Genomic DNA, 17,936 nt, shown 5'->3' on the forward strand with positions numbered 1-17,936 from the left:
ACGATGGACAGGATGAAGCACATGCCGACGATCGACGCCTGCGGGAACGCCGCGCGGGAGGCGCCGATCGACGCCGCCGTACGCGCTCATCCGCTGGAGACGGCCGGCGACCGGCAGGCCTGCCGCAGTGCCGCGCGGCGCCACGCGGGGATGCGGGCGGGCCGCCTGTGACCACGCCCCGCCTGGGCGACCAGGTCGCCGCCCGGCTGCGGCAGGCCGGATGCGTCTTCGCCGAAGAAGAGGCCGCCCTGCTGCTGGAGGCCGCCCCCGGCCGCGGCGAGCTGGAGACCATGATCGAGCGCCGCGCCGCCGGCGAGCCGCTGGAACACGTGCTGGGCTGGGCCGAGTTCGGCGGGCTGCGCCTGGCGGTCGAGCCGGGCGTGTTCGTGCCGCGCCGCCGCAGCGAGTTCCTGCTGCGCCACGCCGTCGCCCGCACCGCGCCGGGGGCCGTGGTGGTGGACCTGTGCTGCGGCTCCGGCGCGATCGGCGCCGCGCTGGCCGCCGCCGTCCCCGGCATCGAACTGCACGCCGCCGACCTGGACGAGGCCGCCGTACGCTGCGCCCGCCGCAACCTGGCCGCCTGCGGCGGGCAGGTCCACCGGGGCGACCTGTACGGCGCGCTGCCCGCCGGCTTGCGCGGCCGCATCGACGTGCTGGTGGTCAGCGCCCCCTACGTCCCCACCGGCGCCATCGCGCTGCTGCCCGCCGAAGCACGGCTGCACGAGCCGCACCTGGCCCTGGACGGCGGCGCCGACGGGCTGCAGGTGGTGCGCCGCGTCCTGGCCGGGGCGCACTCCTGGCTGGCTCCCGGCGGCGTGCTGCTGGCCGAGACCGGCCCCCACCAGGCCCACCAAGCGGCCAGGATCGCCGCCGGGCACCACCTGGCCGCACGGGCCCACGTCGAGGACGACCTGGCCGCCGCCGTGGTGGCGACGAAGACCGCGGAGAGGAGGACCCCATGGACCGCTACCTGCTGAGCATCATCCAGCCCGACGGCGACCCGCCGCCCGACGAGCAGCTGCGGGAGGTGATGGACCGCGTCGGCGCGTGGGAGCGGCAGGCCAAGAGCGCCGGCGTGTGGGTGTTCGCCGCCGGGCTGCACCCCGCCGAGCAGGCCACCGTCCTGCGCCCGGCCACCGGCCAGGCCAAGGGCAAGATCATCAGAGAGGAGGTCCTGGCCACCGACGGCCCCTACGCCGAGGGCAAGGAGCACATCGGCGGCTTCACCGTCATCCAGGCGCCCGACCGGCAGGCCGCGCTGGCGTGGGCGGCCGACCTCGCCCGCGCCGTCACCCTGCCGATCGAGGTGCGCCAGATCCACACCTGACGGACGAGTGATGGACATCGAGCAGGTCTTCCGGGAGGAGTACGGCAGGGCCGTGGCGGTCCTGACCCGCGTCTTCGGCGACCTGGACCTGGCCGAGGAGGCCGTGCAGGAGGCCTTCGCCGCCGCGGTGCGGCGCTGGCCGGCCGACGGCATGCCGCCCAGCCCCGCCGGATGGATCATCACCACCGCCCGCCGCCGCGCCATCGACCGGCTGCGGCGCGAGGCCTCCCGCGACGATCGCCACGCCCAGGCCGCCCTCCTGCACGCCCAGGACGACCCCGGCGAGCAGGGCCCGATCCCCGACGACCGGCTGCGGCTGATGTTCACCTGCTGCCATCCGGCGCTGGCGATGCCGGCCCGGGTGGCGCTGACGTTGCGGTTGCTGGGCGGGCTGAGCACCGCCGAGATCGCCCGCGCCTTCCTGGTGCCCGAAGCCACGATGGCCCAACGGCTCGTGCGCGCCAAGGCCAAGATCCGCCAGGCCCGCATCCCCTACCGGGTGCCGGGCCAGGCCGATCTGCCCGAACGGCTGCGGGCCGTCCTGGCCGTCGTCTACCTGATCTTCAACGAGGGATACGCGGCCTCCGCGGGAGAGCGGCTGGTGCGCGAGGAACTGTGCGCCGAGGCGATCCGGCTGGGACGGCTGCTGGCCGAGCTGATGCCCGGCGAGCCGGAGGTGACCGGGCTGCTGGCGCTGATGCTGCTGCAGCACTCCCGCCGCGCCGCCCGCACCGACCACCACGGCCGGCTGGTCCGCCTGGCCGAACAGGACCGCGGCCGCTGGGACCGCGAGATGATCGCCGAAGGGCAGCAGCTGGTACGGCGCTGCCTGCGGCTGGGCCGGCCGGGCCCCTACCAGATCCAGGCGGCCATCGCCGCCGTCCACAGCGACGCCGCCCGGGCCGCCGACACCGACTGGGGCCAGATCCTGCAGCTGTATGACCAGCTGCTGGCCCTCACCCCCACCCCGGTGGTGGCGCTGCACCGGGCCGTGGCCCTCGCCGAGGTCCACGGCCCCCAGGCGGGCCTGGAGGCGGTCGAGGAGCTGGACCTGGACGGCTACCACCTGTTCCACGCCGTCCGCGCCGACCTGCTGCGCCGGCTGGGCCGTACGGCGGAGGCGACCTGCGCCTACCAGGCGGCGCTGGAACGCACCGGCAACGCCGCCGAGCAGGACTTCCTGCGGCGCGCCGCCGCCCAGGCGTGACGGCCCCCGCGTTGACGGTCACTTACGGGCCGGTCACCGCGCCGCGCGGGCGTAGCGGTCGGCCAGGCGGTACAGGTGTGGCGGGTCCAGCACGGTGAAGCCGGCCTCCAGCGCGCCCAGGAAGGCGGCCAGGCCGTGCGGGGACTGCGCGCCGCTCCTCCAGCACGCACGTGCCGTCCCCGCCGGCGTGCAGCAGCCCGGCGGCCGGGGTCAGGCGTCCGGCGAGCGCCCCGGCGGGAGCTCGCCGCCGGGGTCGCTTCTTTGGGCGAGGCGCCGGAGTTGCCCTTCGTGGATGTCGCTCACCCATTCCCAGCCGGGCTTGGCCGATGGGCCGATCCGCGGATCGCCGGGATCCCGGCCGTCACGCAAGGCGCGCACGTACGCCCGATCCAGCTCGATCCGTGCCCGTACCTGGCCGGATCCGCCGGCGGACCCGTGGCCAGGGACGACGACGTCGACGTCGCTCGCCACGCCCTCGAACAACCGCAGCGCGGTGAGGTACTCCTCGATCGCGATGGCGGGGTCTCCGTCGTCGAGCATCGGAACCAGCACATCGGAAAGCATGTCGCCGGCGACGAGAACCCCGCGTTCTTCGATCAACAGCGCCGCATGGCCCGGGGCATGCGCTTGATGCTCGATGATCCGGACCGTGGGGCCATCCCAATGGAACTGCGTCGTCTCGGCGGGCAGGCCGGTGATGAGGCCGAGGAGGTCGAGCGGTACCTGCCCGGCGATTTCCGTCTCCAGCAGGTCGGCGGCGATGCGGTCCTTCGTGCCCGGGTCGGACAGCTGATCCCGGACGGTGGCCGCGCAGCGGGCCGTGCCGTACCGGGGCGCCTCGCCGAGACCGGGGTGCCAGAGCAGGTGATCCCAATCCGGATGCGTGGAAACCCCCGCCACAACGGGCCGGCCCAGCTCGCGCAGGTCGTTCGCGAGGCAGTCCATCTCGGAGCCGGTCACCCCGGGGTCGATGAGCAACACACCGGCCCGGCCCTGCACGGCAACGGCGTTGGTCTGCACGAACTCGCTCTGGTGGACCAGCACACCCTCTGCGACCTGCCTCAGCACGAGCTCGCCTGCTTCGCGTCCTGGATGGCGTAACGATGCATCGTGACGCCATGCTCGAACGATCGCTGCTCGAGCAGGTCGAGGTCGATCGGCACGTCGTAGTCGTCGAACAGCGGCCTGCCGAAGCCGAGGATCGAGGGATGGGTGAACAGCAGCAGCTCGTCGAGAAGCCCCGCCCGCAGCAGCTGCGTCGCGAGCGCAGCGCCGCCCACGCTGATGCTGCCGCCGGTCCCGGCCCGCAGGGCGGCGAGTTGCTCGATCGCGTCGTCCCCGCCGATGATCCGGGTATTGTGATCGGCGCTGCGGCGGGTGCGGGAGACGAGCACCTTGGGCTTGGCTGTCCAGATCTCGCCGTATTCACGCACGAAGTCCGGCAGCGAGGCGTCCTCGCGCGCCCGTGGACAGAACTCCTCCATGACCTCGTAGTAGACCCGGCCCTGGACCATGAGCGCGAGCGCCTGCGTCAGCGCGTTGCACTCGCGGTGCAGTTCCTCGTCGATGCGGAGCCACTCGCCGGCGCCGTTGTCCCCCGGAACTTGCTCGATCCGCAGGTCGAGGGACACCTGCATCGAATAGACGAAGCGGCCCATCATCGCCTCTTCCCAGAGTGATTGTATTTTGCAACTACTATAGGCGGTGCGAAGTACCTGTCAAGGAGGAATCGTGGAACCACGGTCCGGGTGTCCGATCAACGCCGCCGTCGAGGTGCTCGGAGATCGGTGGTCGTTGCTCGTGCTGCGCGACGTCATCTTCGGCGACCGCCGCTACTTTCGGGCGCTGCTCACCGGGTCGATCGAGGGCATCGCGTCGAACATCCTCGCCGACCGCCTCGTGCGGCTCGTCGACGCAGGACTCCTCACCCGCGGCGCCGCCACACGGGGGCAGCGCGCTCGCTACAGCCTCACCGAAGCCGGTATCCAGACTCTTCCGATCATCTACGCCCTCGGCAACTGGGGCCTCGACTGGCGCCCGGGCAGCGCCGAGCTCCGGGCCCGGCAGCAGCTCATGCGCGATGAGGGTCCGGCGTTCATCGAGGAGCTCATGGACGAGCTTCGCGTCCGCCACCTCGGCGCCCCGCCGAAGCCGCACGACGGTCCAGGCCCGTTCGAGCGCCTCGACGCCGCCTACGCCGCGGCCGCCGAGCAGGAACACGCCGATCAACGGTGACGGAACGGCTCCCGCCCTGGCCTTCTCGGGCTCCGGCAGTGTCGCTCAACTTAACGCCGCCCGGTGTGCACCAGCCGGTACGGCGCAGCAGCGCCTGCTCGGCGGCCGCCTCGACCGCCTCGCCGGTGAACTCCAGCGCCACGCCGTCCAGCTCCAGCAGCCGCTGGTACTGCCGGATGAGCGCGTTGCGCGGCTCGGTCAGCACCCGCACCAGGTCGGCGCGCTCCAGCGGGTCGAGGGCGGCGACCACGGGCAGGCGGCCGACCAGCTCGGGGATCAGCCCGAAGCCGATATGGGGACAGGTCGGAGCCTGCCGACGGGGGTGGGAGCGGCGCGGCCAGCCCGGCGTGGCTGCTGACGCTCCAGCACAGATCTACTCATGGGTTAGTAAAAGCCCCAATACTCACCGCTGAGCAGGAAGGGCTGCGCTCTGGCGAGGGAAGACCCGGCCGCCTATAGTCATGTCCATGACTACTCATGGGCTTGACTAGCGATGGCCCTGCGACACGCTGTACTCGCCGCGCTCCTCGACGGCGAGTACAGCGGCTACCAGCTCACCAAGATCTTCGACGTGGGCGTGGCCAACTTCTGGTACGCCGCCCCCCAGCAGCTGTACGCCGAGCTGGCCAAGCTGGAGGCCGACGGCCTGGTCGCCGGACGCGAGGTCGTCCAGCACGGCCGGCCCAACAAGCGCGTCTTCACGGTCACCGAGGCCGGGATCGCCGAGCTGGCCGCCTTCGCCGCGACGCCCGCCAAGCCCCTGCTCATCCGCGAGGACCTGGCCGTCAAGGTCCACGCCGTCGACGTGCTCGACCCCGAGCCGGTGATCGCCCAGCTGCTGGAGCGGGCCGAGCAGGCCGCGGCCAAGCTGGCGCTGTTCGAGAAGATCCTGCTGCGCCTGCGCGGCGACCTGGATGAGGAGACGTTCCTGCGCGAGGGGGAGCGCATCGGGCCGTACCTGTCCTGCCTGGCCGGATGCCGCCTGGAACGGCAGATGCGCGAGTGGTGCCTGCAGACCGCCCGAACCCTCGGCCGGCGCACCGCCCCCACCGGAGCCCCCACCGGAAGGACCAGCCCATGAGCTACGCCCGCTACGTCGCGCTCGGCGACAGCCAGACCGAGGGCCTCGGCGACGGAGACGACGTCGCCGGCCACCGCGGCTGGGCCGACCGCCTCGCCGAGCACCTGGCCCGCGCCAACCCCGGCCTGCTGTACGCCAACCTCGCCGTCCGCGGCCGCCTGGCCGCCCAGGTCCGCGACGAGCAGCTGCCGCTCGCCCTGGAGCTGCGTCCCGACCTGGCCACGGTGATGGCGGGCATGAACGACCTGATCCGCCCCGGCTTCGACGCCGCCCGGGTGGCCGCCGCGCTGGAGGACATGTTCGCGGCCCTGACCGCCGCGGGGACGCGCGTGGTCAGCGTGACCTTCCCCGACCTCGGCGCGATCACCCCGCTGGCCCGCCCGCTCGTGCCCCGGGTGCTCGACCTCAACGCCCGCATCACGGACGCCGCCGCGCGCCACGGTGTCACGCTGATCGACACCTTCCCGCTCACCCTCCTCGCCGACGCCAGGATGTGGAGTAGCGACCGCCTGCACGCCAGCCCCCTGGGGCACGCCCGCTTCGCCGCCGCGGTCGCCCACGCGCTGGACCTGCCCGGCAGCGACGACACCTGGATGAGGCCGCTCCCGCCGCTGCCGGCCTCCTCCGCCTGGCGGGCGGCGGCGGCAGAGCTGCGGTGGCTGGCCGGCTTCGCCGGGCCCTGGATCGGCCGCCGCCTGCGCGGCCGTTCCTCAGGCGACGGCCGTACGGCCAAGCGCCCGCTGCTCACCCCGGTGACCATCGGAAATCCCTAGCGAACCCCGGATCGGCGGCCGTCACCGGCGATGCCCGCGGTGATCGCCACCGGCTCGGCCGCGCGTGGTCACGGGATCAGCAGGGTCTTGCCGGTCGTCGTGCGTTCCTCGATCGCCCGATGCGCCCGCGCGGCCTCGGCCAGCGGATAGGTCTGCCCGATGATCGGCCGCAGCCGGCCGGCCGCCGCGAGGGCGAGCGCCTCCTCGGCCGCCGCCCGGATCTCGGCGGGGCCGGGCACCCCGCCGCTGGGAATCACCCGCACGTGCCCGGGCGGGTCCGTCCAGGAGCCGGAGGCCATGCCGTACACGCTGGCCCTGCCGCCGGGCCGTACGGCGAGCATGCCCTGCGCACCGACCTGGCCGCCGACCCCGTCGAAGACCAGGTCGACGCCGCCTCCGGCCAGCTCGGCGACCTCGCGCTCCCACCCGGGCAGCGAGTAGTCGGCGAAGGCGACGGCGCCCAGCGAGGCGATCAGGTCGCGCTTGCCCGCGCCGCGGGCCGCTCCAATCACCTTCGCCCCCGAGCCGGCGGCCAGCTGCACCAGCAGGCTCCCGACCCCGCCGCCGGCCGCCTCCACCAGCACCCACTCACCCGCCCTGACCTCCGCCCGCCGGTGCAGCAGCACCGCCGTGCGGCCGTCGGCCAGCAGGGCCACCGCCTCGCGCAGCGCCACGCCCGCCGGGACCGGGATGACGTCCTGCGCGCGGGCCACGGCCAGTTCCGCATAGCCGCCTTCCCCGCCGGTCGTGGTCACCACGGTGATTCCGACGAGCGCGGGGTCGGCCTGCGGGCCGACGGCCACGATGCGCCCGCCCACGCCGTTGCCGGGAATCCGGGGCAACGCCGGCCGTTGCCCGGCCGCCGGGCCGCGGCCCGCCCGCACCTGGGTCTCCACGAAGGTGATCCCGGCATACTCCACCGCCACGAGCACCTGGCCGGGCCCCGGCACGGGGTCGGGGACCTCCTGGACTCGCAGCACGTCCGGCCCGCCGAAGCGGTCCATCACCACAGCGCGCACACGTCCTCCTCAGCATTGGGAGCGAATCGCTCCGTTTGAGGAACCTATAACGGAGCGATTCGCTCCGCAAGGAGGTAGGATCGGATCATGAGCCAGCCCAGGCGCCGCGCCCCCCGCCAGGCCGAAGCGGAACGCAACGACCGCGCCCTGCTGCGGGCCGCCAGGGAAGTGCTGGCGGCCGACGGCGCGCACGCCTCGGTGGCCGCCATCGCCACCCGCGCGGGCGTGGGCATCGGCAGCCTCTACCGCCGGTACCGCACCAAGGAGGAGCTCTTCCAGAAACTGGCCGAACTGTCGCTGGACATCTGGAACGAAGCCGCCGAACGGGCCCTGGCCGAGGAGGACCCCTGGGAGGGGCTGGCCGGGTTCATCGCCGCCTGCGCCGAGTCCGGGCACGGGTCGCTCGCCCCGGTCGCCGGGACGATCGAGATCACCGAGGAGATGCGGATCAAGAACGAGCGCTCGGACCGGCTGCTGGCGGCGCTCGTCGAGCGTGCCCATCGGGCGGGAGTGCTCAGGCCGGACGTCACGCCGGTGGACATCTCGCTGCTGATCGAGCAGCTCGGCAGGTCGCCCGTGCTCGACCAGCTCCGCGCCCGGGGACGCGAGGACCTCGTCGAGGCGGCCACGGCCGCCCGCAGGCGCCTGATCGCCATCGCCGTGGACGGCCTGCGCCCCTGCCACGCCCGCCCGCTGCCGGGCGACCCGCCCAGTGACAGGCTCTTCACCGAGCGGTGGAGGCGACCCGCCGGCGAGTGAGCCGCCAGGCCGGGCCTTCATGACGCGCTCCTCGCACCGGCCGGGATCCCCGGTGCGCCGCCGACGCCGCCCCTCTAGGGCCGGGGCAGGACCTTGCCGGCGAACGCCGCGATGAGGTCGGCGACCTGGCGCGGGTGCTTCAGGTCCGCGCCGTGGTCCCGCTTGCGCATGACCATCCGCACGGTGTTCGGCAGCGCACGCTCGACGGCGTCAAGCCGCTTGGCGAGGTGCGCCGGGCTGCGGTCGCCGCCGAGCAGGAAGACCGGGACCTCGATCGTGGCGTAGGCGTCCAGGCGCACGCCGAGGCGGTCCAGCGCTTCGAGGTCGTCGAGCTGGCACGGGACGAGCCCGCGGTAGCGGGGAATCAGAGCGGTGAACGCCCCGGCCAGCCGCGCCTGCCCGGGCGGCAGCCCGACGGTGTCGCGCAGGAACACCGTCAGCGCCCGGCCGGGCCTGCCCGCGGCCAGCGCCGCACGCGCCCGCCTGAGCACCTCGCCCCCCTCGCCCGCCAGGGGCGGCCCGATCACGGCGGCCGGCTCGAAGACCACGCCGCCGGCGAAGCAGGACGGCGCCGCCGCCAGGGCCTCCAGCGCGACCACCCCGCCGGAGGAGTGGCCGTAGACGACGGCGGGCTCCCCGGCGGCCCGCACGACCGCGAGGACGTCCTGGACCTCTTGGGCGACCGAGCACGGCGAGCCCTTCACCGGGTCGGTCTTGAGATCCAGCCGGTACTGCCGGCGGTGCAGCCGAAGCACGCGAAACCGGCCGGACAGGAGCCCGGCGATCCTCCCGCACCGCCGCCCGTCGTCCAGGCCCGGCCCGACCATCACGATCGTGGGGCCCCGGCCCTCGTCGTAGGCGCGGACGTCGGTGCCGTCGGCCGACATCGTCGTGAGCATCGTGGTGAGCATCGTGGTGAGCATCGTGCTCCTCCTGGCGGGTGCAGCGCCCTTAGCAGTGCTAAGTTTTGCTTAGCGCTGCTAAGGTGTCAACGATGCACACGCACAAGCGGCCCCGGCTGACCAGACCGATGCTGATCGAAACGGGGCTGAGGCTCCTGGACGAGGTGGGGCTGGAAGGGCTGACGGTCCGGCGGCTCGCCGCCGAGCTGGGCGTCCGGTCGCCCGCGCTGTACTGGCACGTCCGCACCAAGCAGGAACTGCTCGACGGGATGGCCGACGCGATCATCCGGTCCGCCGGGATGGGGCCGCCCCGCGACGGCGAGAGCTGGCAGGACTGGCTGGCCCGCCGCGCCCGCGCCTACCGGGCCGCCCTGCTCGCCCACCGCGACGGCGCCCGCGTCGTCGTCAGCGCCCGGCAGCTGAGCCCGGAGGCGACCCGGATGTTCAACGACGAGCTGGCCGCGATGGTCGGCTGCGGGTTCACCCCGGTGCTGGCGCTGCGCACCATCACGGCCGTCAGCCACTACGTGACCGGGTTCGTGCTGCAAGAGCAGAGCGTGCCCGGCGAACAGGCCGAAGCGCCGCAGGACCGGCTGGCGGCGCTGGCCGCCCTGCTCGAGGGCGGCGCCTCCGCACCCCTGCTCCTGGCCATCCGCGAGGGCGGCAGCCCCCTTGCCGAAGCCGCCTTCGACCACGGCCTGCGCACCCTGCTCGACGGCACCGCCGCCGCCCTCGCCCGCGGGCCCTCCGATCAGGCGCCGACGTAGGCCGCGAGGTGCCGGCCGGTGAGGGTGGAGCGGGCGGCGACGAGGTCGGCGGGCGTGCCCTCGAAGACGATCCGGCCGCCGTCGTGGCCGGCGCCGGGACCGAGGTCGATGATCCAGTCGGCGTGCGCCATGACCGCCTGGTTGTGCTCGACCACGATGACCGACTTGCCGGAGTCGACGAGCCGGTCCAGCAGCCCGAGCAGCTGCTCGACGTCGGCCAGGTGCAGGCCGGTGGTCGGCTCGTCCAGCACGTAGACGCCGCCCTTCTCGGCCATGTGGGTGGCCAGCTTGAGCCGCTGCCGCTCGCCGCCGGACAGCGTCGTCAGCGGCTGGCCGATGGTGAGGTAGCCGAGCCCGACGTCGACCAGCCGCTCCAGGATCGCGTGCGCGGCCGGCGTGCGCGCCTCGCCCGAGCCGAAGAACTCCACCGCCTCGGTCACCGGCATCGCCAGCACCTCGGCGATGTTGCGGCCGGCGAGCTTGTGCTCCAGCACCGACGCCTCAAACCGCTTGCCCTCGCAGTCCTCGCAGGTGGTGGAGACCCCCGCCATCATCCCCAGGTCGGTGTAGACGACGCCGGCGCCGTTGCAGGTGGGGCAGGCGCCCTCGGAGTTGGCGCTGAACAGCGCCGGCTTGACGCCGTTGGCCTTGGCGAACGCCTTGCGGATCGGGTCCAGCAGCCCGGTGTAGGTGGCCGGGTTGCTGCGCCGCGAGCCGCGGATCGGGGTCTGGTCGATCGACACCACGCCGGCGTCCTTCGGGATCGACCCGTGCACCAGCGAGCTCTTGCCCGACCCGGCGACGCCGGTGACGACGACCAGCACGCCGAGCGGGATGTCGACGTCGACCGACCGCAGGTTGTGCGTGGTGGCGCCGCGGATCTCCAGCTTGCCGGTGGGCGTGCGCACGGTCTGCTTGAGCGTGGCCCGGTCGTCCAGGTGGCGGCCGGTGAGGGTGCCGCTGGCCCGTAGGCCCTCGACGGTGCCCTCGAAGCAGATCGTCCCGCCCGCCGTACCGGCACCCGGGCCGAGATCGACGATGTGGTCGGCGACCGCGATCGTCTCCGGCTCGTGCTCCACGACCAGCACCGTGTTGCCCTTGTCGCGCAGCCGCAGCAGCAGGTCGTTCATCCGCTGGACGTCGTGCGGGTGCAGGCCCGCGGTGGGCTCGTCGAAGACGTAGGTGACGTCGGTGAGCGGGGAGCCGAGGTGGCGGATCATCTTGGTGCGCTGCGCCTCGCCGCCCGACAGCGTGCCCGAGGGCCGCTCCAGCGCCAGGTAGCCGAGCCCGATCTCCACGAAGGAGTCGAGCAGATGCTGCAGCTTGGCCAGCAGCGGCGCCACCGACGGCTCCTCCAGCCCGCGCACCCACTCGGCCAGGTCGCTGATCTGCATCGCGCAGGCGTCGGCGATGCTGATCCCCTTGATCTTCGAGGACCTGGCCGCCTCGTTGAGCCGGGTGCCGTCGCACTCGGGGCAGGTGGTGAAGGTGACGGCCCGGTCGACGAACTCCCTGATGTGGGGCTGCATCGCCTCCCTGTCCTTGGACAGGAACGACTTGTGGATCTTGGGGATCAGCCCCTCGTAGGTGAGGTTGACGCCGTTGACCTTCACCTTGGTGGGCTCCCGGTAGAGGAAGTCCCGCATCTCCTGCTCGGTGAAGTCGCGGATCGGCTTGTGCGGGTCCAGGAAGCCGGACTCGGCGTAGACCTGCACGGTCCAGAAGCTTTCCGACTTCCAGCCGGGGATGGTGAACGCGCCCTCGGCCAGCGACTTGGAGTTGTCGTAAAGCTGGGTCAAGTCGATGTCGGAGACCGTGCCACGGCCTTCGCAGTGCGCGCACATGCCGCCGTGGTAGACGGCGTTGCGCACCACGACCCGCTCACCCTTGCCCTTGTCGACGTTCAGCGCCCCGCTCGCCGTCCGCGTCGGGACGTTGAAGGAGAAGGCGATGGGCGGGCCGATGTGTGGCTGCCCGAGCCGGCTGAACAGGATGCGCAGCAGCGCGTTGGCGTCGGTGGCGGTGCCGACCGTGGAGCGGGGGTCGGCACCCATGCGCTGCTGGTCCACGATGATCGCGGCGGTCAATCCCTCCAGGACGTCGACGTCGGGCCGCGCCAGCGTCGGCATGAAACCCTGCACGAAGGCGCTGTAGGTCTCGTTGATCAGCCGCTGCGACTCCGCGGCGATCGTGTCGAACACCAGTGAGCTCTTGCCCGACCCGGACACGCCGGTGAACACCGTCAGCTGGCGCTTGGGGATCTCGACGTCGACGTTCTTGAGGTTGTTCTCGCGCGCGCCGTGCACGCGGATCACGTCGTGGCTGTCGGAGGCGGGCGGCGCAGGCGACTGCGCGCCCGTCCTCGTGGCCATGGTCATCCTGTCTCCATCCAGTAGGCGAGCCTGGCTCGATCTAACCAGCTTCGACCGACACGTCTGGTTCTTCTTCGCCGGCCGTACGGCTCAGCGCCGCTCCTGGATGCGGATCTGGTTGCCCGCGGGGTCGCGGAAGGCGCAGTCGCGCACGCCGTACGGCTGGTCGGTCGGCTCCTGGACGACCTCGCCGCCGGCCTCCCGGATCCGCTCGAAGGCGGCGTCGAGGTCGGGGGTGGCCAGGACGAGGCTGGCGTAGGTGCCCTTGGCCATCATCTCGGCGATGGTGCGGCGCTCCTCCTCGGTGACGCCGGGGTCGCCCTCCGGCGGGTACAGCACGACGGAGACGCCGGGCTGGCTCTTGGGGCCGACGGTGATCCAGCGCATGCCGCCGTAGCCGACGTCGTTGCGGATCTCGAAGCCGAGGACGTCGCGGTAGAAGGCCAGCGCCACGTCCGGGTCGTCGTGCGGGAGGAAGGTCGCGTGAATGGTGAGTTCCATGGCCGTCACGCTAGAGGCGGCCCGGCCATCCCGGCTTCTCGATTCCTGACCGGTCGGGTCACCTGCTTGGCCACGCACGGCGGCATCCCCGCGGTCGCCCGCGCCGCCTCACGCCGGTACACGCTCGGCGGCACGCCCACCAGCTCGGTGAAGCGCGTGCTGAAGGTGCCCAGCGAGGAGCAGCCGACCGCGAAACACACCTCGGTGACGCTCAGGTCGCCCCGGCGCAGCAGCGCCATCGCGCGCTCGATGCGCCGGGTCATCAGATAGGAGTACGGCGACTCGCCGTAGGCGGCCCGGAACTGCCGGCTCAGATGCCCGGCCGACATGTGCACGCCGCGGGCCAGCGCCTCCACGTCCAGCGGCTGCGCGTACTCCCGGTCGATCCGGTCGCGGACGCGGCGCAGCCGCGCGAGGTCCTTCAGGCGCTGCTCCGAGACGGGTCTGCCGGTCACAGCAGACATCGTATGTCGCTGCCCTGTCAGTGGGGCGGGCGCGCCCGCACCCGGGCCTTGTCACCGTGGGGGCCGAAGATGTGGAGGATCTCGACCGGGCGCTCGCCGCTCGGGCCGAACCAGTGCGGCTCGGCCGTGTCGAACTCGGCCACCTCGCCGGGACGCAGCGTGATCTCGCGCTCCCCGAGCACGAGCAGCAGCTCTCCCGCCAGCACGAACAGCCACTCATAGCCGGCGTGAGTGACGAGCCTGCGCGGGGTGGGCGCGATCACCTGCTTGAAGACCTGCAGGCGGCCCGGGTACTGCGTCAAAGGCACCAGGACGCTTCCGTTGCGGTGCCGCCGCGGGGTCAGGTGGACCCGCGGGTCGCCGGTCGCCGGGGCGGCGATGAGCTGATCGAGCGCGACGCGGTGGGCCCGGGCGATCGGGATGAGCAGTTCGAGGGTCGGGCGCCGTTTGCCGGACTCCAGCCGCGACAGGCCGCTGACCGAGATGCCGGTCGCCGCCGACAGCGCCTGGAGCGTCATGCCGCGGTCACGGCGCAGCGAGCGCAGCCGCGGCCCGATGGCGGTGATCGTCTGCTCCAGTTCGGCGTCCACGCCTCCCAGTGTGGCCCGGCCGGGCCGGTCCTTTGCAGCCTTCGCAAAATTCCTACCCGCCCGGCCCCCGGCGGGCCGACAGTGATGTCCCGTGATGTCCCGCCCCGATGAGATCCGCGAGCACGTACGCCACGAAGGAGCACCCATGGACACCCGGCCCGGCACGCCCAGACGCTGGACGGTGCTGGCGATCTGCGCCCTCAGCCTGTTCCTGGTCGGGCTGGACACGACGATCGTGAACGTCGCCCTGCCGTCGATGGGCGCGAGCCTGCACGTGGGAACCCGCGGCCTGGAATGGACGGTCGACGCCTACACGCTCGTGCTGGCCGGCCTGCTGATCTCCGCCGGCGCGCTGGCCGACCGCATCGGACGGCGACGTGTCTTCCGGCTCGGGCTGGTGGTGTTCGGCGCCGCGTCCGTGGCGTGCGCGCTCGCGCCGGGCATCGGCGTGCTGGTCGCCGCCCGCGCGCTGCAGGGTGCCGGCGCGTCGATGCTCAGCCCGGTCGCGCTCGCGATCGTCGTCAACGTGATGACCGAGCCGAAGCAAAGAGCGCGAGCGATCGGCGTGTGGGCGGCCGTCTTCGGCGTCAGCATGGCCGCCGGGCCCCTCGTGGGCGGCGTTCTGGTCGCCGAGCTCGGCTGGCGGTCGGTGTTCTGGATCAACCTGCCGGTCGTCGCCGTGGCGCTGGTCCTGACCGCGCTCTTCGTGCCGGAGTCACGCGCGCAGCGGCCGCGGCGGCTCGACGGCCCGGGGCAGCTGCTGCTGATCGTCGTGGTCGGCGGTGCGGTCGCCGTGCTGATCGAGGGACCGCACATCGGCTGGGACTCGCCCGCGGCGATCACCGGCTGCCTCGCCGTCGCCGTCGCCCTGGCCGCCTTCGGGTGGGTCGAGTCGCGACGGGCCGAGCCGCTGGTGGATCCCGGGCTCTTTCGCCGGCCGCCCTTCGCCGCCGCCGTCGCCGGCGCCGTGGTGGTGTTCGTCGCCCTCAGCGCGACCCTGCTGCTCACCACCCTGTACCTGCAGCGTGCCAGAGGCATGACCCCGCTGGCCGTCGGGGTCGTCACGCTGCCGATGGCCATCGCCGCGACGGCGTGCGCGCCGCTGTCCGGGATGCTCGTCGGCCGGTACGGCCCGCGCCCGCCGCTGCTGCTCGCCGGGGGGTTCATCACGGCCGGCGGCCTCGGCCTCGTGGGGATCGGCGACGACACCGCCATCGCCCTGCTGTCGCCGGCCTACCTGCTCATCGGCATCGGGTTCGGATTCGCCAACGCGCCGATCACCAACACCGCGGTCGGCGGCCTGCCGCCCGCCCGCGCCGGCGTCGCCGGCGGGATCACCTCCACCGCCCGCCAGCTCGGCTCGGCCCTCGGCGTCGCCCTCGCCGGCGGCATCGTCGCCGACGCCCCGGCCGCGCACCTGGCCACGGCATCACGTCCCGGCTGGCTCCTCGTCGCCGGCTGCGGGCTGCTCGTCCTCGTCGTGGCCCTGGCGGCGCCGGCGGGCGGGCCGCCGGATGACGGCAGGCAGGCGGTGCGGGCGCGGGCAGGCGGGCAGCAGGTGGCGGGCGGCCGCGGGTCGTAGGGTCGGTTGCGTGGACCTGCTCATCCGTAACGCCACGCTGCGCGGCCGCCCGGGCCGCTGGATGCTGGCCGCCGACGACGGCGTGCTGATCGCGGTGGCGGCGGAGGACCGCGACACCGTCACCGAGGCCGTCACCGTGATCGACGCCGAGGGCAACCTGGTGACCGAGCCGTTCGTCGACGCGCACCTGCACCTGGACAAGGTCCACACCCTCGACCTGGCGGGCCCGCGGGCGCTGCAGGCCTACACCCAGGGCAGCATGGGCGCCGCGATGGCGGCGATCGAGGACGCCGCCGCCGTCAAACGCGACCAGACCACCGCGGCCGTCGTCGAGCGGGCCAGGCGGGCGCTGACCGAGTCCGTCCGGCACGGCGTGCGCCGCGTGCAGGCCTTCGCCGACGTGGACCCCGACGCCGGGCTGACCGGCGTGGAGGCACTGCTGGCGCTGCGCGAGGAGGTCCGCGACCGGGTCGAGGTGCGCGTGGTCGCCTTCCCCCAGGACGGCCTGCTGCGCCGGCCGGGCACCGAGGAGCTGATCGTCGAGGCGGTACGGCTGGGCGCCGACGTCGTGGGCGGCATCCCGTGGATCGAGTACACCGACGCCGACGCCGCCGAGCACGTGCGCCGCATGGTGGAGCTTGCCCGCCGTACCGGCAAACGGGTGGCCATGCTGGTGGACGACGCCGGCGATCCGGGCCTGCGCACCACCGAGACGCTCGCCTCGGCGCTGCTGGCCACCGGGGTGCGCGGCAGCGCGCAGCACGCCCGCGCCATGGCCCTCTACCCCGAGCCCTACCTGCGGCGGCTCCTCGGCCTGTGCCGGGCGGCCGGCCTGGGATTCGTCAGCGACCCGCACACCGGGCCGCTGCACCTGCCGGTCTTCGCCCTCGCCGACGCCGGGCTGGCGGTGGCGCTCGGGCAGGACGACATCGAGGACGCCTACTACCCCTTCGGCCGGCACAACCTGCTGGAGGTGGCGTTCCTGGCCGCCCACCTGCTGGACGCCCGCACCGACGCCGCGCTCGACCGGCTCTATGACCTGGTGACCGTGCAGGCGGCCCGCGTGCTCGGCCGGCCCGCGCCCCGCCTGGTCCCCGGGGCGCCCGCCGACCTGGTGGTGCTGGAGGGGCGGACGGTCCGGCAGGCCCTCACCCTGCACGCCCCGCCGCGCCACGTCGTCGTGGCCGGACGGGAGATCGCGAGCACCCGCACGCGCACGGAGTTCTCCCCGCCTCGCCGGTGACCGCCGGCTCACCCTGCCGGCGTCCGGCCTGAGGACCGCCCGTCCAGGAGGAAGAGCGCCGCCGGGACGAAGACCAGGAAGAAGCCGAAGGTCGGGAACATCACATAGGCGCCGAAGACCGCCCATGCCAGCAGCGTCCAGCCGACGTAGCGGGGGAGCGGGCGGCCTTCGCGGGCCCGCCCCACGGCCAGCAGCCCGAGGAGGATCAGCGGGATCGCGAAGCCGCCGGGCACGGCCCAGAAGGCCAGCTTGGACTCCGGCGCCCCCGGCGACCCCAGGCCTCCGTGCAGGTCCCCGGCCAGCCAGCCCGCCCAGTGCTGCCGGCCCATGGCCGTGCCGAGGGCGCTGTGGCCGAGGCCGATCGCCACGCAGCCCCAGCCGCCCCATGTCGTGAGGGTCGCAGGCTTCGCCCCGGTCCGGGGTGTTGCGGTTGCGCTCATGGTCGCTTCCTTTGAGAGTTCTATGTTGATTGACATAGGCTATATCAATCAGCATTTGTTCTGTCATCGGGCATGCCTGGTTAGATGGCCTGCATGGCCACGCGACGCATCGAGAGGACCCAGGAGAGCCGCCGGCTGCTGGTGGCGGCCGCCGCCGAGCTCTTCGCCGAGAAGGGATACCGGCAGACGAGCTTCGTCGACATCGCCGACAAGGCCGGCATCAGCCGCGGCTCCATCCCCTGGCACTTCGGCAACAAGCTGGGCCTGCTGGAAGCGGTGGTCGAGGACCAGCTGCAGGCCGTGCTGACCAGGTTCGCCAGGTCAGCCGACGAGCCCCCCGGCGACCTGCTGGACCAGGTCGTGGACTTCATCCGCCTGCCCGCCACGCGCCTGTTCATCACCCTGCTCGCCGAGGCCGTGGAGGCCGGCTCGCCGATCCGCGAGCACTACGCGCGGCTCCACGCGGCGCTCCGGCAGAGCGTCCAGGCCCGGATACCGGCCAAGGCGCTGCCCGCGGGAACCAGCCCGGAGGCGTTCACCGTCCTGCTGGTGGGGGCCGTCATCGGCGTCCACGCGCAGTGGCGGGTCGCTCCCGAGGCGGTGGACCTCGAGGCCGTCCGCGCCACGATCCGCGCCCTGACGGACGCCCTTTAGCCCCGCGACGCAGGACCAGC

The 17,936-nt window shown here is 73.3% G+C and carries 21 protein-coding genes and 1 pseudogene; 12 read left to right on the forward strand and 10 right to left on the reverse strand.

The window, feature by feature from the left end; translation table 11 throughout:
* Positions 1 to 12 precede the first annotated feature (12 nt).
* The 4 genes from BSB02_RS40870 to BSB02_RS35145 are packed head-to-tail and all read left to right on the forward strand — an operon-like array spanning position 13 to position 2,534.
* Entirely contained in the window at positions 13 to 171 is a 159-nt protein-coding gene (locus tag BSB02_RS40870) for a hypothetical protein (RefSeq protein WP_158088826.1), read from the forward strand.
* Positions 168 to 977, forward strand: coding sequence for a putative protein N(5)-glutamine methyltransferase (locus tag BSB02_RS35135; RefSeq protein WP_084965321.1), 810 nt, complete (start codon positions 168 to 170; stop codon positions 975 to 977). Before BSB02_RS40870 ends, BSB02_RS35135 begins: the two co-directional genes overlap by 4 nt.
* Positions 959 to 1,327 carry a YciI family protein gene (locus BSB02_RS35140; RefSeq protein WP_084965322.1) on the forward strand — a complete coding sequence of 123 codons (369 nt, stop codon included), beginning with the start codon at positions 959 to 961 and terminating at the stop codon, positions 1,325 to 1,327. The genes BSB02_RS35135 and BSB02_RS35140 overlap by 19 nt, the downstream gene beginning before the upstream one ends.
* A gap of 10 nt (positions 1,328 to 1,337) precedes the next feature.
* Positions 1,338 to 2,534, forward strand: a complete 1,197-nt coding sequence (locus BSB02_RS35145; RefSeq protein ID WP_206185050.1) for an RNA polymerase sigma factor — start codon at positions 1,338 to 1,340, stop codon at positions 2,532 to 2,534.
* Between the two features lie 210 nt (positions 2,535 to 2,744).
* Here the strand turns inward: BSB02_RS35145 and BSB02_RS35150 are convergent, their stop codons facing one another.
* Both BSB02_RS35150 and BSB02_RS35155 read right to left on the reverse strand, forming a co-directional pair.
* Positions 2,745 to 3,602, reverse strand: coding sequence for an MBL fold metallo-hydrolase (locus BSB02_RS35150; RefSeq protein WP_084965324.1), 858 nt, complete (start codon positions 3,600 to 3,602; stop codon positions 2,745 to 2,747).
* Positions 3,596 to 4,192 (reverse strand): dihydrofolate reductase family protein, encoded by a 597-nt coding sequence (locus tag BSB02_RS35155; RefSeq protein WP_084965348.1) that lies wholly within the window; start codon positions 4,190 to 4,192, stop codon positions 3,596 to 3,598. Before BSB02_RS35155 ends, BSB02_RS35150 begins: the two co-directional genes overlap by 7 nt.
* A 73-nt stretch (positions 4,193 to 4,265) precedes the next feature.
* Between BSB02_RS35155 and BSB02_RS35160 the strand changes: the two genes are divergently transcribed.
* On the forward strand, positions 4,266 to 4,769 hold the full coding sequence (locus BSB02_RS35160; protein ID WP_084965325.1) for a winged helix-turn-helix transcriptional regulator: 504 nt from the start codon (positions 4,266 to 4,268) through the stop codon (positions 4,767 to 4,769).
* Between the two features lie 73 nt (positions 4,770 to 4,842).
* Here BSB02_RS35160 and BSB02_RS42715 read toward each other — a convergent pair.
* Positions 4,843 to 5,055: pseudogene (locus tag BSB02_RS42715) on the reverse strand (ATP-dependent Clp protease ATP-binding subunit ClpX); the annotation flags it as partial.
* A gap of 207 nt (positions 5,056 to 5,262) precedes the next feature.
* On the opposite strand from BSB02_RS42715, the gene BSB02_RS35170 reads away from it, so the two are divergent.
* Both BSB02_RS35170 and BSB02_RS35175 read left to right on the forward strand, forming a co-directional pair.
* A complete protein-coding gene (locus BSB02_RS35170; RefSeq protein ID WP_084965326.1) occupies positions 5,263 to 5,850 on the forward strand; it encodes a PadR family transcriptional regulator in 588 nt (195 codons plus the stop codon).
* Entirely contained in the window at positions 5,847 to 6,623 is a 777-nt protein-coding gene (locus tag BSB02_RS35175) for an SGNH/GDSL hydrolase family protein (RefSeq protein ID WP_084965327.1), read from the forward strand. The genes BSB02_RS35170 and BSB02_RS35175 overlap by 4 nt, the downstream gene beginning before the upstream one ends.
* Before the next feature lie 68 nt (positions 6,624 to 6,691).
* Here the strand turns inward: BSB02_RS35175 and BSB02_RS35180 are convergent, their stop codons facing one another.
* The gene (locus BSB02_RS35180) at positions 6,692 to 7,642 is read right to left on the reverse strand and encodes a zinc-binding dehydrogenase (RefSeq protein ID WP_084965328.1); all 951 of its coding nucleotides are present in this window, start codon (positions 7,640 to 7,642) and stop codon (positions 6,692 to 6,694) included.
* An 87-nt stretch (positions 7,643 to 7,729) separates the two neighbouring features.
* On the opposite strand from BSB02_RS35180, the gene BSB02_RS35185 reads away from it, so the two are divergent.
* The gene (locus BSB02_RS35185; RefSeq protein ID WP_084965329.1) at positions 7,730 to 8,401 is read left to right on the forward strand and encodes a TetR/AcrR family transcriptional regulator; all 672 of its coding nucleotides are present in this window, start codon (positions 7,730 to 7,732) and stop codon (positions 8,399 to 8,401) included.
* Between the two features lie 74 nt (positions 8,402 to 8,475).
* On the opposite strand, the gene BSB02_RS35190 is transcribed toward BSB02_RS35185, so the two are convergent.
* Complete coding sequence (locus tag BSB02_RS35190) at positions 8,476 to 9,324, reverse strand: alpha/beta fold hydrolase (protein WP_206185051.1); 849 nt, start codon at positions 9,322 to 9,324, stop codon at positions 8,476 to 8,478.
* Between the two features lie 71 nt (positions 9,325 to 9,395).
* On the opposite strand from BSB02_RS35190, the gene BSB02_RS35195 reads away from it, so the two are divergent.
* Positions 9,396 to 10,070, forward strand: a complete 675-nt coding sequence (locus BSB02_RS35195) for a TetR/AcrR family transcriptional regulator C-terminal domain-containing protein (protein WP_084965330.1) — start codon at positions 9,396 to 9,398, stop codon at positions 10,068 to 10,070.
* Here BSB02_RS35195 and BSB02_RS35200 read toward each other — a convergent pair.
* From BSB02_RS35200 to BSB02_RS35215, 4 genes are all read right to left on the reverse strand, one after another.
* A complete protein-coding gene (locus BSB02_RS35200) occupies positions 10,055 to 12,448 on the reverse strand; it encodes an ATP-binding cassette domain-containing protein (RefSeq protein WP_084965331.1) in 2,394 nt (797 codons plus the stop codon). The genes BSB02_RS35195 and BSB02_RS35200 overlap by 16 nt on opposite strands.
* An 84-nt stretch (positions 12,449 to 12,532) precedes the next feature.
* Positions 12,533 to 12,943, reverse strand: coding sequence for a VOC family protein (locus BSB02_RS35205; RefSeq protein ID WP_084965350.1), 411 nt, complete (start codon positions 12,941 to 12,943; stop codon positions 12,533 to 12,535).
* Positions 12,944 to 12,948: 5 nt separating this feature from the next.
* Positions 12,949 to 13,407, reverse strand: a complete 459-nt coding sequence (locus BSB02_RS35210) for a helix-turn-helix transcriptional regulator (protein WP_206185052.1) — start codon at positions 13,405 to 13,407, stop codon at positions 12,949 to 12,951.
* A 17-nt stretch (positions 13,408 to 13,424) separates the two neighbouring features.
* Positions 13,425 to 13,997 carry a helix-turn-helix transcriptional regulator gene (locus BSB02_RS35215; protein WP_084965333.1) on the reverse strand — a complete coding sequence of 191 codons (573 nt, stop codon included), beginning with the start codon at positions 13,995 to 13,997 and terminating at the stop codon, positions 13,425 to 13,427.
* Between the two features lie 145 nt (positions 13,998 to 14,142).
* Here BSB02_RS35215 and BSB02_RS35220 point away from each other — a divergent pair, with 145 nt between their 5' ends.
* Both BSB02_RS35220 and BSB02_RS35225 read left to right on the forward strand, forming a co-directional pair.
* Complete coding sequence (locus BSB02_RS35220; protein WP_084965334.1) at positions 14,143 to 15,579, forward strand: MFS transporter; 1,437 nt, start codon at positions 14,143 to 14,145, stop codon at positions 15,577 to 15,579.
* 10 nt (positions 15,580 to 15,589) lie between these two features.
* On the forward strand, positions 15,590 to 16,822 hold the full coding sequence (locus BSB02_RS35225; protein ID WP_206185053.1) for an amidohydrolase family protein: 1,233 nt from the start codon (positions 15,590 to 15,592) through the stop codon (positions 16,820 to 16,822).
* An 8-nt stretch (positions 16,823 to 16,830) separates the two neighbouring features.
* On the opposite strand, the gene BSB02_RS35230 is transcribed toward BSB02_RS35225, so the two are convergent.
* Entirely contained in the window at positions 16,831 to 17,262 is a 432-nt protein-coding gene (locus BSB02_RS35230) for a DUF6463 family protein (protein ID WP_143591574.1), read from the reverse strand.
* A 93-nt stretch (positions 17,263 to 17,355) separates the two neighbouring features.
* Between BSB02_RS35230 and BSB02_RS35235 the strand changes: the two genes are divergently transcribed.
* Entirely contained in the window at positions 17,356 to 17,916 is a 561-nt protein-coding gene (locus BSB02_RS35235) for a TetR/AcrR family transcriptional regulator (RefSeq protein WP_084965351.1), read from the forward strand.
* Positions 17,917 to 17,936 lie beyond the last annotated feature (20 nt).

The organism is Thermoactinospora rubra (assembly GCF_002093975.1).
Classification (GTDB): domain Bacteria; phylum Actinomycetota; class Actinomycetes; order Streptosporangiales; family Streptosporangiaceae; genus Nonomuraea; species Nonomuraea rubra_A.